Below are 17,855 nucleotides of genomic sequence, written 5' to 3'. Positions count from 1 at the left end.
GAAAAACGTAGAACCATCATCTGCTCCGCAAACTCTCGCAAGAGGAATTATTCACCCCGGAGAGGCTGCTCGCCGAATAATGGGTAGAGTGACTTTCGGTGAATGAGGCCTTCTGTCCGCAAGGGGGGCGTCCGCCTTGGAAATTGACCCTATGACACGGAAGACCTTCGCCCCTGATAAAGAACCGAGAGGAACCGGATCGGCAATAGGGCCGGGCCTCTCGCCCGCGGCACTCCGTTCAGGCCCCTTCAGCAGGCGCGATCTCTTGCGATGGCTTGCTTTGGGCCTGGGGATGATGCTCCTGGAGGATGTGCATCCCATTCTGGCGGAGGTGGGCTCGGCACGTGGTCCCGGCGAACCCCCCCGCGGCAAAGCAGCGAAGCAGGAAGCGATCAGCCGGATTCCCCTCGATCAGCTTTCCCCGGCCTGGCGGTCACAAGTGCTGGAGGTGGTCAACCATGCGGCCATGTTTCAGGTGATGCATTCCCCCATCATCGAGTGTGAGCCCGACTTTTATCGCTTCCTCGTCGAGCATCCCGAAGTGATCGTCGCGATGTGGCAGGCGCTGGGCATCACCAAACTGAAACTGGACGTGTTGGGTCCCCGGCAGTACCGGCTTGACGACAGTGCGGGGACCATCGCCCAGGTGGTGTACATCCACACCGGCACGACCCAGCACGTGGTGTATTCGGAGGGAAGTTACTCGGGCCCTCTCATGCTTCGTCCGGTTCGGGGGAAAGTCGTCGTTGTCCTCAACAGCAGTTTTTTGCGGGAGGCGGGTGGGACGCCATATGTTTCGGCCCAACTCGACCTCTATGTCCAGGTGGAACAGGCCGGCATGGAACTTCTCACGCGGGCGCTCCATCCCCTGCTCGGTTCGATGACGGAAAACAACTACCAGCAAACGATGAACTTCGTGGGCTCGGTGTATCGCACAGCCCGACTCCGGCCGATCACGTTGCAAAGGCTCACGGCCGATCTCAAGATCGACGCCCAAACCCGGCAAATGCTCGGCGACTGGATTACCCGCCTCAGCACCTGGGAAGAGTCCGATCAGACACGCGCTGCCATGGTTGACGGCCTGCCGAGCCTGGATGAGCAAAGCCTCCGGCCGGAAAGAATTCTTCGCCAGTAATCGGCTTGCCAATTCACGGGAGAGCGTTCGACAAGTGAGCGACTGTGACCCCGATCAGCCTTCCGCCGGTTTGGAAACAGGACCTGTGGCCAACAGCAAGGCGAGATCGTGGAGGGCTTTGATATCGAGTTTTCCGGTGCCCAGCACAGGGATTTTGTCCACCCGATAGAAATTGTCGGGCTCCGGGATCCAGAGAGGGGGAAGGCCATCTTCGAGGAGCCGCCGCACGAGTTCCTCCGGCGTATGCCGCAGTGCCGTGTAGAGAACGACGAGGCGTTCGCCTTTTCGCGGATCCGGCACGCCCGTCACTGCGAGGGTGATCGCTTCCTCGTCACCCCGGCCTTCAATCTTCCCCAGGGCCTCTTCGATGGCCAGGTGGGGCACCATCTCTCCGGCAATCTTTGAAAACCGGCTCAAACGCCCCGTGATGGTGAGGAAGTTGTCCTCATCGATGAGGGCCATGTCTCCGGTGATGTACCAACCGTCCTGAATGACTTTGGCCGTCTGCTCGGGCTGGTGGAGATAACCCTTCATCACGTTGGGACCTTTGACGCACAGCATGCCGGACACCCCAGTCCCGAGATCTTCCCCGGTTTCAAGGTCCACAATTTTTACTGCCACGCCGGGAATAGGTCGCCCCACCGTCCCCTGTTTCGCAGAAACAAACCATGGCTCCCGCACGCGGGAAGGGGGAATGTTGGAAGAAACCACCGGCGACAATTCTGTCGTCCCATAGCCTTCCCAGGGACGCACACCGAATTTTTTCTCGAAGGCATCAGCAACCTCCGGTGGGAGTTTCTCTGCTCCCGTGATAACGACTTCCAGATGGGCGAACTCTTCCGGCTCACAACGGCGGATGTAGTTGCGCAAGAAAGTGGGTGTCGCCACAAGGATGGTCGCCTTGTATTTTTTGCACAATTGGCCGATGGGCCGCGGTTCCAGAGGACTGAAGTGATACACAACGGTCGGCTCAAGCTGAAGCGCCGTCCAAAGCGTGGTGGTGTAGCCAAAAGAATGGAAAAACGGCAGAATTCCACACAACACATCCTTTCTCCGAAGATGGAGGATCTGGTTGAAGGCCGCCACGTTGGAGCCGATGTTGAGATGGGTGAGCATCACACCTTTGGGCTTGCCTGTCGAACCGGATGTGAAGATGACGGTGAGCACGTCATCCGGCCGGAGCTTGTGAAGACCCAGGATCCGCTCCAATAACCAGGCGGGCAGCAACAGAGCCTGGAGGGTCGCCACCAATTTATCTATTCTGGTGATCTGTGACCGCAGGTCCTCCAGGTAGACGATCTCGGCGTCCAGATGGAAGGGAAATCGCTCGAGCACCCGGCGACTCGTCAGCACGTGGCGGATGCCCGCTGTCTTGATGCAGTAATTGATCAACTCCTCGGAAAGCGTGTAGTTGAGATTCACGCTGATGCGGCGATCCACCGCCACAGCCGCGTTGGCGACCACCCCCGCCACCGAAGATGGCAGGAGTATTCCAACGTGTGTCTCATCATCGGCCAGAATTCGCCGTCGCAGGAATCGTCGCAGGGCCAGGACGCTGATGAGCAGCTTTCCGCCAGTCAGCTCGATACCCGTCGTGTCTGCCAGTTTTCGTCGCCAGAAAAGGCTCCGCGCGGTCCTTAAGAACTGCCGAGGCGGGATGTGAGCGATCTCCTTTCGCAATGACACGGCCTTCGCGGCCAGAAGGCTGACGGCAAGCTGGGCCTCCCACGGGCGCTGTACATGGCGCAGCGGTTCACCGATATAAAGTGTCACCTGGAGGCGTCGCAGTCTTGGCCATTTCCAGAAGTACCGGCCGCCCGAATAGCTGAAAATGCTTCCCCAAACACCGTCGATATAAACGGGAATGATCGGCACATCGAGGCCCCGGGCAATTTTCAGAAAACCGGGTTGAAAGCCCCGCATCTGGCTTGTCCGCGTCATCCCTCCTTCGGGAAAGATACCCACCAACTCCCCGTTTTCGAGGGCCTCTCGCGCCTGCCGTACTCCGTGCACGAGAGACTTCGAGCCAGGAACGATGGCGATCACCCCCGCCCGCTCTGCCAGCCTCCGAATCAAAGGTGCACTGATGTACTTGGCGTGAGCGATCATGCGAATCCGCCGGGGCATGGCCAGCATGATGAGCATCCCATCCAACCAGCTTATATGGTTGGAAACCACGATGGCGCCCCCTTCTGCGGGGATGTTCTCCAGTCCCACCACGCGAAAGCGATACACGTGGCGAGCAATCCAACCGAACAGAACACGAATAAAATCAACCGCCGTCAGCCAGAGAATCACTGCCGCGATGGGTAGGGTGATCAGCCCAGCACACGCGAACATCTGGCGGGCCGACAACCCCAGAAAACTCCCCAGAAACCAATACACCACGGAGCCTGTGATCATGCCGGAAAAGCTCAAGAAGTTATACGCCGCCAGGATCCTTCCCCGCTCGTGTGTGGGACTTTCAAATTGCAGAATGGAAATGAGTGGAATGTCGTAAAGTCCCGCCGCACAGCCCAATAAAAATAGGAGAATACACGCCAGATAGTAAGGCGCCGAGTTCCAGTGGCCGGTTCCCGCCGGAATTAAAGTAAAAGAAAGCGAAATGACGGCGATCCCGAACGCGCCGAGGGGCACCAGCCCGCGTTCGATCCGTCCGTGAGACCACACACCCGCCACCACGCTTCCCACTCCGATTCCCAGAGTGAGCGCCGCGAGCATGGGTCCGACGGCGGCCTGACCGGTCGGGCCGACCAGCTCCGGCACCGCGAGTTTGTCAATGGTGAGCTGGAGCAAAAGCCCCAGCGTCCAGAAATAAGTGCTTCCCAATCCGGCAAGGGCCAACGTTCGATGGCGGAAGAGTTCACCAAGATCGCGAAAGCACTGGGCAAATGGGTTGACGGGGATCCGCCGTGCAGGATCCGCAGGTGGTAACGGTCGAATGAAAAGAGCGGCAAGCAATCCTCCGATGCCGATCGCCAGAAGGCTGCTGGCATGGATCCACCAGTGATACTGCCCCGGTCCAACTCCGAGCTGCCGCGCAAGTTCGGGATCGGATACAGTCGTTAAACTGTAAAGCCAATTCCCTAGGGAACCGCCCACAATCACAGCGATCATCGTGGTCAGACCAATCAGGCCGTTAGCAGCCGAGATCGCCTGCGGACCCACGATTTCCGGGATGCTCCCATACTTGGCCGGGCTGAAAAACGTGCTGTGCACACCGGCCAGAAAAAGAACCACCGCCATCGCCCAGATGTTACCCATCAAAATCGAAGCGACCGCCATGAGGATGACGATCACCTCGGCGACCTTCGCTCCCACCAAAACGGTGCGTTTGCTGAAGCGGTCGGCGGTAGCCCCTGCCCAGCCCGCCAGCAAAATGAATGGAAGCAAATAGATAAACGACCCTGCCGCTCGGGCAATGTCAGCACTTTCCCCGAGCTGGCTTTGGGCAAGGTCCTTGCCAATCGGAATGAACAGCCAGCGGAGGATATTGTCGTTGAGCGTAACCGTGAATTGCGTGATCAGCAGAGCAATAAAGCTCCGCGTCAGGAGCGTCTGTTTCTGATTGTCCAAGGGATTCATCACTGAACGATTCATAGCCTGGCGACGGCTTCCACACCATTGCTTTCTGACTTCCGGTCAACCCCCGTTGCCCTTTCCCAAAACTCCTAGTTTACGAAGGATCGCCTCGAAAGGCATACTACACTTACCCCCCCATTGTGGCAATCGCAATTTGCCCAGCTCTATCCCGAAAAAAAGCCAACCAGAGAGCCCGCGCCAACTGGTGCAACCGGCGACTGACGCTTGCCAACACAACCTGAGCGAACTCCACCTCGCTGTGTTGCCACGTCGGGGTTTCAGCACGGCCCAGCACGGCTGTCAAGTCCACACCGTACACCTAGACACCTCCGCTGTTTATACTAGGGGAAACCACGTGTTACCTGGCAAGAAAGGACCGCGCCGATGGCAACTCCTCAGGGGCCGAGTGTTCCACCACCAGGCGTAACAGTCTCGTGTCCGCATTGCGGCGTGGCTCTGCAAATCCCCGCGTCACAGGCCGGCGCCATCTGCGCCTGCCCGGTCTGCCAGGGAAAATTTCAGGCGCCTGTGCCCTCGGCGCTTCCTGCAGGAGTAGGCATGGGATGGGGACCACCTCTTCCACCGCATGTGAAAGATTTTGTGTCGAAAAAGACCGCCGCCGGCGTGTGCGGCATCCTCCTGGGGGCGTTGGGCATTCACAAGTTCATTCTCGGCTTGACATCCGCTGGCGTCATCATGCTCCTTGTGTCCCTGGTGGGTGGCGTGTGCACGTTGGGAATTTCCACCCTGGTCATGAGCGTGATCGGGCTTGTGGAAGGCATCATTTATCTCTCAAAAAGTGATGAGGATTTCTATCAGACGTACGCTGTCCAAAAGAAGCAGTGGTTTTGAGCCGCCCGAGCCTTCCCTGGGACGGCACAATTACCACCGGCGTTCGTCGAAAAGTTGCCCGATCCGCCTGTCATGCGGATCTCACAGCGCCTGGTTCTGGAGGACAACCCGATCGATATAGATGTTTGTCGCCGTTTGCGCCATGCTGCACCAGCCGACCCAGGTGAGCTCCTTGAACCGCTCGCTGCCCACGGGAAGGTCGCGAAACACCTTGGTTTCGCCATCCGGCCCGGTGACCCGAAGCTCCCATTTTCCGGTCACCGAGCTGCCCACCGGACAGATGATTTCCAGTGTGATCCATTTCTCCAGCGGCAGTTTGATTAGCTCCTTTCCGCCGACGGTCAATCGACCGTCGCGGATCCACAGGGATGGCCCTACCTGATATGGGCCCGAGTCCCAGGTCCGCCATTCGTGGAATAGCACAGCTCCGGGGCCCAGCCAGACGTCGAACCGCAAAGTGGTGGTGCCTTTGGTATGATTCGGCCGAACGATCCAGTGCGGGTTGAAGGCGTTCGCCAATCCTTCGGCATCTCGCAAAAGGAGCGACTTCTTACCGTCGGAGGCGCGATCCGTGGAGACGACGACGGCATCTCCGCGGTTTTCCGAGATCGCCTGGCCTTCCTGAGGTGGGCGTCCGGATGCCATAAACTCGAACGATTCATCCAACGCAAGTGGCGGAGCCGGCGGAGGAGGCGGTGCAAATTCGACCGGTGGATATTGGAAATTTTCCGGGATTTTCCGCCACTCGGCATTGCCCTCCAATCCCGCCTGAGTGTAATCGAACGGCACAAAACCGATTTTAAAGGCCGGTGATTCTGGAGGTAGGGTAAAATCTCCATTCTTCGGATCTTTGAATCGCGGATCGGCGATGATCGAACCGACATCCCACCCTTTGGCCTGCCGTTCTTCTAGGGTCATTCCCTGAAAGTCGATCGGCTCCCGACCGCCGTTCCAGTAGAGATTGGATGCGAATTTAACGAGATCGTCATTGATCCGGCCGGCCGTGATGAGGGGACCACCGTCCCACAGGACGATATTTCTTTCGAAAAAGAAGGAAATATGATCCTCCACGCGGGATCGCTGAATTTGTCCATCCATGCTGTACGCAAAAATATTGTTCTCGACCCTGTTCTCCCGGCCGTAATGTTGATGGTAATTGCCCGTCTTTGTTCGATAGACAAGATTATTTTTCATCTCGATATAGGAACTGCCTTCGTCATTGTACAGCCCCCAACCGCCACGACCGTAGTGATCATACGAATATACATCGTGAATGACGTTATGACTGACTGTCGTCCCGGGTGAAACGCCCAGGGTGTAAACACCGCCCATGTCGCTCAGGACGCCCCATCCCAGATGGTGAATATGATTGAATTCAATGCGATTATGATGGGCCAAGGAATCTTTATAACCCCAAACCCAGCCCACAGAAATGCCTGTGTAGTAGAAATCACTGATATCGTTATGGAGCACTTCGTTGTAACCGCTGTGGCCGATCCACACGCCAATCGCCCCGTGATGGATGCGGCCGCCGCCGTGGATGATATTATTGCGACACACAATATGATGGGTTTGCACTTCGGGCTGGCTTAAATCAGCGCCCCAGCCTTCTCCGATTTTCACGCCCCCGCCACCCAAATCGTCGAGCCAGCACTTTTCAATGCGGCAATGCGTGCAGCCCCGGCGAAACCACACGCCGGAAATCCCCACATGTTTGATCTCGCACTCTTCGATATTCACATGGCGAGCACCGTCCAGCATCATAACAGCGGGAATTGTCACCTCTGCCTGACTATCGGCGTGACCTTCCGGCGGCAAGATGTACTGGCCATATTCAAAGACCAAACCGCGAAGCGTCACGTGTTCCACGCACTTTTCGCTTTCCGGCTTTCCTGCAATGACGACAAAAACGGATACCGCCGGGGCCATGACAACGGCGGTCGTCATGTCCTCATCTGCTCGCGGATAGTAAAAGAGGGTGCCATCCCGATCGAGAAACCATTCACCCGGCTCATCCAGGGCGGCCCGAAAATTTTCCAAATGGTATCGGCAATTGGGCCCCCAGTAGGCAAACCCCCAGGGGATCGGAGCCGTGATGGTCACAATGTTCTGCTGCGGATCGAGGCCCGCCAGACGAGATCGGGAGGTCTCCCAGGAATGATAGGTCACCAGCGTCACGTCAGAGAGTCTTTCCCGGGGAATACTGAAAAGGGGCGCTATATCTTCCCTGCGAGCCTGAAACGCCCGATTGGCCGTTTCCACCGGTTTGCCCGTGGAAGAATCTACAAAATGGTCGATTTTTCGCTGCACGTAAAAGTAAAACTTGTTCGGACTTCTTGCGCGAGTTGCCCGCCGCCCATTGACCCAAAGCTGTTCAAAATACCACTGGCCGGCGGTGACCTCCGGGACGTGTGCGGTCCACAGTCCGTCGGGCTGTTTCTTCCATCCGGTGATGCGGCGCCCGCCGGTAAAGCGTGGCTTTTCCGGCCCCTGCGCTTCGTAAATGATCGGGAATTCGGCAGTTCCGCTATCCTGGGGTTCCAGGACCAGTGGCTGGGAGAGCGTATATTCCCCCGGGGCAATGCGGATGCGAAAGGTTCCCGAGCGCCCCTCCGCCCTCAGTTTGCGAATGACATCTCGGGCGGCCGTGAGACTGGCTAATGGCCCGTCGCTCCGATCCTGGTTGGGCGATTCGATCCTTCCCGACCACGCGTCATTTCCCTGAGGACTCACATAGAGGACCGTTTCTTGCCCTCGGATATCCAGCGAATTGACCAGCAGGACAGCAAAGCACGTCGTGCAAAACCAGGCGGCACGCATGGGGCAAGACCTCTCATCGAAGTTGTTTAAGTGGGAGGAAATTCGGGCGGACGCCGAGCTGGTCGTGTTTGTGAATCACCAACTGCTCGGGGGAACGAGAGGCATTGTCCCTTACCGCAACGGTCTGGACAAGTCCCGGCTCAAGACGCGGCCAGCATACGAGCCAAGCGCTTGCTCTTCCGACATAGCAGCGATCAGGAAACGGGGGTCTCTTCCGGCGTGCCCCGCGGTCCGACCGCCGGCTGTTCTGCCGCGCCTTTTTCAGAGAGGCGCTTGACGAGCCGGATTTCATTGCCACGCTCGTTGAAGGAGACTTCATCCATGAATGCATAGATGAGGAGTAATCCCCGGCCACACGGACATTCCAGGGATTCGGGATCGTAAGGGTTGGGCAGAACCGAAGGGTCGAAGCCCGGGCCTTCATCGCGAATGACGAACTCTAGCTTCTGGCGGGACACTTCCCCGCGAAAATAGACCCGCCGATGGCAATAGGGTGGTTCTTTTCGGCGGCGCTCCGCCAGCGCGAAATACTGGGCCTCGTCCTCTTCTCGCAGGGCGGAAGAAAGCTCGAGATTGCCGTGAAAGACCGCGTTGGAAAGGGCTTCCTGGAGGGCGATGTTGATCCGGGTGATCTCCCCGCTGTCGAGCGAGAGGCACTCCAACACGCCGTGCACAAAGTTCAGAATCGGCTTCAGGAGCTGGCAGTCACTGGCCAGGCTGAAGCTGAATCCACAATGCTGGAGATACTGGTTGAGTCGCGAGATCTTGGCCCGCTGAACGGCTGCCTCTGCCACCTGATGCACGGTGGGAAGGAGCCGCCGCGCTGCCCAGCTTTTCGCCACATAGCTGCTGGCTCCGCGACGCAGCGCTTCGAGGGCCAACTCTTCACTCCCGTGGGCCGTCACGAGAATCACCGGCAGACCGGGAAAAGCCTGCCGCAACGCAGCCACCAGCTCCAGCCCGTTCATGCCCGGCATCAGCATGTCCGTGACGATCACATGGGGCGAATACTCGTTGACAAGACGGATGGCCTCCTCCCCGTTGGCCGCCGTGATGACCTCGTAATCAGGGGACCGGGCCAGCAAACCAGCCAGCCACTGACGATCACCCGGCGAGTCATCCACAACCAGGACGCGAATCATTCATCAGACCCTCTCTTCAGGAAAGGCTCCTCACAAGCTGTGCGGGCTGTCACGAAGTGTTAAGGTGCGACAATTCAAAAACGCTGTCAAGTCTCAGCGGCGGGGCCCCGCGGTGACTGGTCGTTTTCTGAGGAGGCCGACGTTACCATATTGTCTCCCTGTGCAAGTTCACCCAAAACCTGCTCGAGTAACTGTCGCAGCCGCTGCAATTGGGCAAACCAATGCGGGGAGTGGTCGCTTTTTTCGGAGGTTTCGGCCGACGGTGCGCCAGCGCTCTCGATTTCCTTGAAGATTTTCTCCAGCTCGAAGGCCACCTCTGCGCCCGTTTTAGCCCCAAAATGGCGGAAAGCGCCTCCGAGCGTATGGGCGGCCCGTCGGGCAGTGGCCCAATCCCGCTTGGTCAGGCTTTCTTCCAACATTTGCAATTGCCTGGGCATATCCTCGCGAAAGGTGACGATCAGCTCGCGGAGCAGGTCGGAATGGCCACCCGCGGAACGCAGCGCATGCTGCCAATCCACCAGCCGTCCGGACAAGGGACCGTTACTCGCGGAGGCAGGTGGCGCCTCCGTGGTTGGTTGCTGGGGTGTATGCACCGGTTCACGTGTCTCGGCCTTCTCACCGTGTTCAACAGCTCCGGCATCGATCGCCGGCATGGTGTGGGTTTCTCCCAGGTTGATCCCACGGACCTGGTGAACGACGTCGGCGATCGTTTGAAAGAATTCCGCTGCGATGAACGGTTTGGCGATGTAGCCATCCATTCCAGCGCTGAGCGCGAGTTCCCGATCTCCTTTCAGAGCATGGGCCGTCATGGCGATGATCGGAATTCGGGGAAGTCCCAACCGGGCTTCGCGAGCACGGATTTCCTTTGTGGCGGTCAGTCCGTCCATCTCCGGCATTTGGATGTCCATGAGGACTAAATCGAACTCGCCATCGGCGAGCGCTTGGAGGGCCTCCTTCCCGTTGGACACTGTGGTCACATGATGGCCGTGCTTCTCTAGAAGCCCGATCGCCACCTTTTGATTGAAGGGACTGTCCTCGACGAGGAGCACCCGCAGGGGAGAGAGTTCAGGAAAACTCGGGGGAATCGTCACAGGGGTGGCCGGCCGGAACTGCAGTCCCAAGACCTCTGCCAGCATGTTGTAGAGCTCGGATTGTTTGACGGGCTTGCGGAGCACCCCGGCCACGTCCATCTGCCGGAAGAGTTCTGTATCGCCCGCCCGATCTTCCGAACTGAGCACGATGATCGCCACTTTGTCGGCGGGATACCGTTTGCGGAGCTCCGCTACAAGCTGATAGCCGTCCATCTCCGGCATTCGCACGTCGGTGATGACGACGGGAGGAATCGCGTCCCCGGCCTGTTCCATGATCCGAAGCGCTTCCGGGCCCGAGGCAGCCAGGATGGCTTCCAGCCCCCAGCTCGCAAGCATCTCTGCCAAAATTCTTCGGTTGGTGGCGTGATCGTCCACCACCAGAACTTGCCGCGTGCCGAAAGCATCCAGTTCGGGGACGGGTGGGGCAGCGGGGACGGCGCTGGGAATTTGAAAGCGGGCGGCGAACCGAAATGTGCTTCCCCGACCGGGTTCACTCTCCACTTCGATCTGGCCGCCCATCAACGCGACCAGCCGCTGGCAGATGGCCAGTCCCAGGCCGGTGCCGCCGTACCGCCGTGTCATACTTTGGTCCGCTTGCTCGAACGCCTCGAAGATCCGCTTCTGCTTTTCCGGTGGGATCCCGATTCCCGTGTCGCGCACGGAAAATTCCAGTACCGCCTCGCGCTCGTGATGTTCTTTGGAGACAATCTCCACCACCACTTCGCCCTGCTCGGTGAATTTGATCGCATTATCTACCAAATTGATGAGCACCTGGCGAAGTCGCACGGGATCTCCCACGAGCCGATCGGGCACATCGGCGGCGATGCGACAAGCCAGCTCGAGCTGCTTTTTGTGAGCCCGTACCGCCAGGGTTTTCATGGTGTCGCCCACCACCTCGCGGAGAGAAAATTCAACGGCGTCCAACTCCAGCCGCCCGGCTTCGATCTTGGAGAAGTCCAAAATGCTGTTGATCAGCGCGAGAAGGGTATCGCCCGATTCCCGGATGATGCGGAGGTACTCACGCTGTTCGGGATCCAGACGAGTTTGTTCCAAAAGCTGCGCCATCCCCAGGATGGCATTCATGGGGGTGCGGATCTCGTGGCTCATATTGGCGAGGAACTCGCTTTTGGCGCGGCTGGCCTCTTCTGCCGCCTCCTTGGCCTTCTCCAGAGCTCGCTGCACCGCCACTTTTTCCGTCACATCCCAGAACACCACCTGGACGCCGATGACCTGGCCCAGGGCATCGTGAACAGGCGACTTGAGCACCTGAACATACCGGGTTTCGCCGTGCTTCTCGTATTCCTCAATGTCTTCGAACAGTTGGCCGGTTTCCATCACGCGGCGATCGTCACGCCGGTACTTCGAGACAAGATCCGGTGGATAAAAGTCGAAATCGGTCTTGCCGAGAATTTCTTCCCTGGATAACCCCAGAAGCCGGCAGAATGAGCTGTTGGCGAACGTGAAGCGTCCTTCCCGATCTTTGCGCAACACGTGCACAGGAAGGTTTTCCACAAGTGACGCATACAGGGCCTCCGAGTCCCGGAGATCCCGCTCGATCTTCTCCCGAAACCGGATCTCTTCTTCCAGTCGCCGATTCGCCTCTTCCAGACGGCGATTGACCTGCAGGAGCTCCCAGGTCCGCTGGGCCACAAGCTCTTCCGTGCGGATCGAACGTCCCCCCAGAAGGTTGATGTAAAACGCTAGAAGCAGCGAACACAATGCACCAGTAATCAGGACAGCCCAGGATCCTGGCCCCCGACGAGCCGCCAGATACTCCGGGGAGAGCTCCGCACGAATGTGCCAATCTCGATCATCAAGCTGGATTCGTCTCTCAAAATGGGGCAACCCCTGGAGGGCCTCCCAACGACTTTTCTCACGAGCATTCGCCTCCAGCAATTTTTCCCTTTGCTGAGAGGAAGAGATGTCCTCCAAAATAATGGACACGTTTTCCGCAAAAGCCCAGCTTGCCAAGGGCTCCAGCAGCTTGTCCACGTCCACTACCGCAACAAGCACTCCTTGGCACTGAACCATTCGGTCCGAGGGCTGCACAGGAGCCGGTGTGCCACGGAATACCGGCGTAGCAAACACCAGCCACCGGTGGGCAAGCCATTCCGGAAAGGAGTTCTCAGAGTCTGCCCCTTGTTGGGACGGTTTCATCGCCCCCGTGACTCTTTCTTCGCCTTTCCCCTGCCACTGGGAAGGATCAAGGACCGCGGTCTTCGACAATAAAAACGTGCGATAGGGCTGAGCCGTGCACGCCCCTTCGAGGACCGGCTGCCACTCCCGCAGGGACCATAGATCCAATCCCACAACCCGCTCCATCAAGGGACTTGGCTCGATGTATAGGACGGGATAATAGATGGGTCGGCTGCTGAGGGGACGGGCTTCACCGCTGGGCGTCATTTCCCACAGATTCAGTTGCAGGACGCCGTGGCTTTCTGCCAAATCCGTAAAGGCAAGCAGCTCATCGCTGTGCACCCGGGGAGCCCAAAGGACGAAATCCACCGCCGGAAACTGTTCAAATTGCGGCCGGCAGAATTCGCGAAATTCCTCTCTGTGCACGTCCTCCGAGGAGGCAAAGAAAGCAGCGAGGAACCGCACGAATTCCTCCGCCCGCCGTAGGTTAAACTCCAGGTCCCGCACTTGAGCGGAGAGCTGACCGGCAAATTGTCCCCCGATGCGGCCAGCTTCCCGCTGTACCGTGATCCGCCAGACGTAAAGTGTAACGGCAAGACCGAGCAAAAAAACGACGCCCGTAACCAGCCAGAGGGTGAACCTGAACCGCCGACCGCCTTGCCGCGGGAGGGTGCCGTCCACCGTCCTGTCGTTTCCAAAAGACATCTGAGAAAAGTCCGAAGCCCGGCTAATGAGTTTTCCCTCGTCCTCTGTCCCACCCCGCTCCGCGCCGCACCGACGCGGGCTCCTCGGCCAGACCTCCCAAGAATCCCTCCCCGTTGCTTTCCCAACATCCGGGAAAGTCATTTACCGACAACGGGAGAAAAATCGGGACCGACGGAAAAGTCTGCCACGAGAATCTCTCCCTTCAACATTCTAGCAGAAAAATAATCGGAAGAAATAATCTGCGTATTTTCAGGAAACGGTTTCGGCGATAGAGTTTGAAAAAAAGAGCCGTCACATCGCCCGGTTTTGGGAAACAGAAGCGTGGCCTCGAGAGGCGCGCTCATTCGCCCCAGCGGGAGACATTGCCCCGCACCAGGAGGATGTCTGCAGGGCCATTACCGTTGCCATCCGTATTTCGGGAAGTTGGACATCTTCGCAAACTTGTTGCTGGCACCATGCGTGCCGACCGCTTTCGGTTCGCGCAGCGGTTGCGGCTGATCAGCCAACGGGCAAACCGGGGGGAAAGAGTCACCCCTGAACTCGAACGGTTGAGAAGCGAAATCGCTGCCTCGGCCGAACTCTGCCGGCACCGAAGGGAAGCCAAACCGGAGGTCGAAATTCTCCCGCATTTACCGATTGCCGCTCAATGCGAGGCGATCGCGGCTGCCCTGCTGGAAAATCCCGTGGTCATTGTGTGCGGGGAAACGGGCTCGGGCAAATCGACGCAGCTTCCCAAATTGTGCCTGAAGATGGGCCGGGGCATCGAGGCGATGATCGGCCATACCCAGCCCCGACGCATCGCCGCCCGCTCCATCGCTGCCCGCATCGCCCAGGAGATGGGCGTGACTCTCGGTCGCGAGGTGGGTTACAAAGTGAGGTTTTCGGACGTGACTTCCCCGGAAACCTACATCAAGCTGATGACCGATGGAATCCTCCTCGCGGAAACTCAATCTGACCGATTTCTCGAACATTACGACACCATTATCATCGACGAGGCCCATGAGCGATCGCTGAATATCGATTTTCTTCTGGGCTACCTGCGGCGTCTGTTGCAAAAGCGGCGGGACCTGAAAGTCATCATCACGTCTGCTACCCTGGATGCCGCCCGATTTGCGGAGCATTTCGCCTGGCGTGGCCGCCCGGCCCCGGTGATCGAGGTCCCCGGCCGGTCCTATCCCGTGGAGGTCCGCTACCGTCCCCCTGTCCCGGATGAAGCCACCGGCGAGGCCGACTGGCAATCAGCGATTCTCGCTGCGATGGAGGAAATCCTTCAGGAAGGACCGGGAGACGTGCTCATCTTCATGCCCACAGAACGCCACATCCACGAAACCACCCAACTCCTTCGCCGTCAAGCGACGGCCGATCCACGTTTTCGAGAGTTGGAAATCCTGCCTCTTTATGCCCGGCTTTCTGCTGCCGAACAGCAGCGGATCTTCGAGCCTCACTCGCACCGCCGGGTCGTGGTGGCGACCAATGTCGCGGAATCGTCGCTCACCGTCCCCGGCATTCGCTACGTGATTGACCCGGGCGTCGCTCGACTGAGCCGCTATTCGCCCCGTACCAAGACCCAGCGTCTGCCCATCGAACCAATTTCCCAGGCCTCCGCGGAGCAGCGGAAAGGCCGTTGTGGCCGAGAAGGGCCCGGTATCTGCATTCGACTTTTCAGCGAAGAAGATCTCCTCCAACGCGATCGCTACACTCCACCCGAGATCGTCCGCACCAACCTGGCCTCGGTAATCCTTCAGCTTATGGCGCTCAATCTGGGCCGGGTGGAAACCTTTCCCTTCCTCGATCCTCCGCGAGCCGACGCCATCCGCGATGGATACAAAACCCTCTTCGAAATCGGCGCGGTAGATGAGAATGGAAAACTGACCCCTTTGGGACGTCAACTCGCTCGACTGCCTGTCGATCCGCGGATCGGGCGCATGATTCTCGCCGCCCACCAAGAAGGATGCCTCCACGAGGTCCTCATCATCGCAGCAGCTCTGGAGGTGGATGATCCCCGGCTCCGTCCCCCTGAGCGCGCTACGGAAGCCGATCTCTGCCATGCCCAGTTTCGCCATCCGGAGTCCGATTTCCTCGGTTACCTCAAACTCTGGGACTTCTACCAGTCGCTGAAAGCCAAACTTTCCCGCAGCCAGATGCAGAAAGCCTGCCAGCAGAATTTCCTCTCCTACAATCGACTCCGTGAGTGGTCAGATATTTTCCGCGAGTTGCAGGAAATCGTGGCCGAGTCCGGGATGAAACTCAACCGCCGGAAAGACGACCCCGCAGCAATCCACCGGGCCATTCTCACGGGGCTATTGTCCAATGTGGCCATGCGGCACAACCGCTATGAGTACACCGTGGCCGGAGGTGGGAAAGCCTTTCTCTGGCCCGGGTCCGGGGTCTTTGAAGCCAAACCTGCCTGGGTGATGGCCGCCGAACTGGTGGAAACCGCCCGACGCTACCTGCGGGTGTGCGCCAAGATCGACCCCGCCTGGGTGGAAGAGCTCGCCCCTCACCTCATCAAGAAGACATACGTGGACCCGTACTGGAGCCGCCGTTATGGAGCAGCCATGGTTTATGAGAAAGTGCTCCTTTTCGGCCTGCCTGTCGTTCCCCGGCGGCGCGTCCCATTGGGACCTATCGATCCTCAAACCGCCCGAGAAATGCTCATCCAGCACGGACTGGTGGAAGGGGAAATCGAGTGCAAGGCAGCCTTCTTCGAACACAACCAGCGACTGGTCAGAGAGTTAGAAACGGCTCAAATCAAACTCCGGCGTCTCGATCTGCTCCTCGGTCAGTGGGCCCAATTCGACTTCTACGACCAGCGGATCCCCTCTCACGTGTATGACCTCCAGGGACTCCTTGCTTGGTGGAAGGAAGCGTCCAAGGAAAATCCGAGAATTCTTCACATGCAACCGTCGGACGTCCTCAAAGAGGAGCTACCGGCCGATGTCTCCACGCGTTTTCCCGACCACTTCATCGTGGAAAAGGCCCCCATGCCGCTGACTTATCGCTTCCAGCCGGGGCATCCCGAAGATGGTGTCACCCTCACCATTCCCGTCGAGGTTTTCCACCACCTGGACCCGCGTCGTTTGGAATGGCTGGTCCCGGGAATGGTGGAACCGAAGGTGGCCGCCTTGATCAGGTGCCTCCCCAAGGAACTCCGTCGGCGGTTGGTGCCCATCCCCGAGAAAGCGCGGCAAGCCGTGGAGATGATGCGATTCGGAGAAGGGCGATTTCTGCCGGCTGTGGCGGAAGCCCTCTCGCGGCTTTCTGGTGAAAAAATCCGTCTGGAAGATTTTCAGCTCGATAAGCTTCCGCCAGAACTGCAGATGTCCATCAAAGTGGTGGACGATAAAGGGCAAGTTCTGGCGCAAGGCCGCGACTTCTGGGAACTGCGTGAAAAACTGGGAAGCCGGACCACGGTCGCTTACTCCGTCATCGACGATCCCGTCTGGACGAAAGATCACCTGCGAGACTGGCCCGATCAGGACCTCCCCGAGGAAGTTGAAATCCACCGCGGCGGGATTCCCGTGAAGGCCTTTCCGATGCTGGTGGACGCAAGGGACTCGGTGTCCCTGCGACTGGCCGACAGTGCCGCCCGGGCGGCCTATCAAAGCCGCTTCGGCATCCGCCGCTTGCTCGCCTTCGCCACACAGGAACGCCTCGACCCCCATTGGGATTGGTTTCCCGATCGCGACCGGCTCCGGCTCATCGCAACGCAACTGCCGGAATTCGACTTCCAGGACCAGCTTCTCCTGGCCCTTGTGGATCGGGCTTTCCTAGACGAGAGTCTGGTTGGGCCGTGGCTGATCGGGCAGTGGGGCCAGCTTCCCCGAACCCGCGACGAGTTCCACCGTCTCCGCCATACCGGTCTTCGCCGTCTCCCGCTGGCCATCCAGGAGGTGCTATCGCTCATCCGCCCCCTTCTGGATGGCTATCACCAGGCGCGGCTGGCTGTGGAAAAACTCACCGCGCCCCAGTGGGAAGAGGCCCGCCAGGATATTCAGGAACAAATCACTGAGCTCGTCCGTCCTGGATTTCTCACTCATACACCATGGAATTGGCTTCGCCAGTATCCCCGCTATTTCCAGGGAATTTGCCGTCGGGTGGAAGCTCTGCAACTGGGCAATGCCCTCCGCGATCGCCAGGCGCTGGCCACCTTTCGACCATACTGGGAAACGTACCGCAAGCGCCGCCAGCTCCATGAGGAAATGGACATCTTCGACCCCGAGCTCATTCAATTCCGCTGGATGCTGGAAGAATTCCGCATCTCCCTCTTTGCCCAGGCGCTGGGCACCGCCCTCCCCGTTTCTCCCCAACGGCTGGAAAAACAACTCGCCCGGGTCCGTGGATAGAAAATAGAAAGCCGGGCGAGCCGCCGGCTTTTTTACCAAAAGCCCA

The 17,855-nt window shown here is 58.7% G+C and carries 8 protein-coding genes; 3 read left to right on the top strand and 5 right to left on the bottom strand.

All coding sequences use genetic code 11. The features are described 5' to 3' along the window. The first annotated feature begins 151 nt into the window (after positions 1–151). Positions 152–1,135, top strand: coding sequence for a hypothetical protein (locus tag ABJK56_RS03745; RefSeq protein ID WP_347243327.1), 984 nt, complete (start codon positions 152–154; stop codon positions 1,133–1,135). Positions 1,136–1,189: 54 nt separating this feature from the next. Here ABJK56_RS03745 and ABJK56_RS03740 read toward each other — a convergent pair whose 3' ends face one another. After that, positions 1,190–4,735 (bottom strand): MFS transporter, encoded by a 3,546-nt coding sequence (locus tag ABJK56_RS03740; RefSeq protein ID WP_347243326.1) that lies wholly within the window; start codon positions 4,733–4,735, stop codon positions 1,190–1,192. 109 nt (positions 4,736–4,844) lie between these two features. Continuing rightward, on the bottom strand, positions 4,845–5,036 hold the full coding sequence (locus tag ABJK56_RS03735) for a hypothetical protein (protein WP_347243325.1): 192 nt from the start codon (positions 5,034–5,036) through the stop codon (positions 4,845–4,847). 65 nt (positions 5,037–5,101) lie between these two features. Here ABJK56_RS03735 and ABJK56_RS03730 point away from each other — a divergent pair, with 65 nt between their 5' ends. After that, positions 5,102–5,569, top strand: a complete 468-nt coding sequence (locus ABJK56_RS03730; RefSeq protein WP_347243324.1) for an NINE protein — start codon at positions 5,102–5,104, stop codon at positions 5,567–5,569. 81 nt (positions 5,570–5,650) lie between these two features. On the opposite strand, the gene ABJK56_RS03725 is transcribed toward ABJK56_RS03730, so the two are convergent. The 3 genes from ABJK56_RS03725 to ABJK56_RS03715 all read right to left on the bottom strand — a co-directional run bounded on the left by ABJK56_RS03725 (position 5,651) and on the right by ABJK56_RS03715 (position 13,463). Further along, a complete protein-coding gene (locus ABJK56_RS03725; RefSeq protein WP_347243323.1) occupies positions 5,651–8,389 on the bottom strand; it encodes a right-handed parallel beta-helix repeat-containing protein in 2,739 nt (912 codons plus the stop codon). Positions 8,390–8,583: 194 nt separating this feature from the next. Next, positions 8,584–9,531: a response regulator gene (locus ABJK56_RS03720; protein ID WP_347243322.1), complete on the bottom strand. Its 948-nt coding sequence runs from the start codon at positions 9,529–9,531 to the stop codon at positions 8,584–8,586. Between the two features lie 86 nt (positions 9,532–9,617). Then, on the bottom strand, positions 9,618–13,463 hold the full coding sequence (locus tag ABJK56_RS03715; RefSeq protein WP_347243321.1) for a response regulator: 3,846 nt from the start codon (positions 13,461–13,463) through the stop codon (positions 9,618–9,620). Between the two features lie 380 nt (positions 13,464–13,843). Here ABJK56_RS03715 and hrpA point away from each other — a divergent pair, with 380 nt between their 5' ends. Further along, entirely contained in the window at positions 13,844–17,809 is a 3,966-nt protein-coding gene (gene hrpA, locus ABJK56_RS03710) for an ATP-dependent RNA helicase HrpA (RefSeq protein ID WP_347243320.1), read from the top strand. The last annotated feature ends 46 nt before the right edge of the window (positions 17,810–17,855 follow it).

The sequence above is a fragment of the Thermogutta sp. genome (assembly GCF_039793925.1).
GTDB lineage: Bacteria > Planctomycetota > Planctomycetia > Pirellulales > Thermoguttaceae > Thermogutta.
The sequence above is the reverse complement of the archived record's forward strand: the minus strand, read 5'-3'. Positions and strand labels throughout refer to the sequence as shown.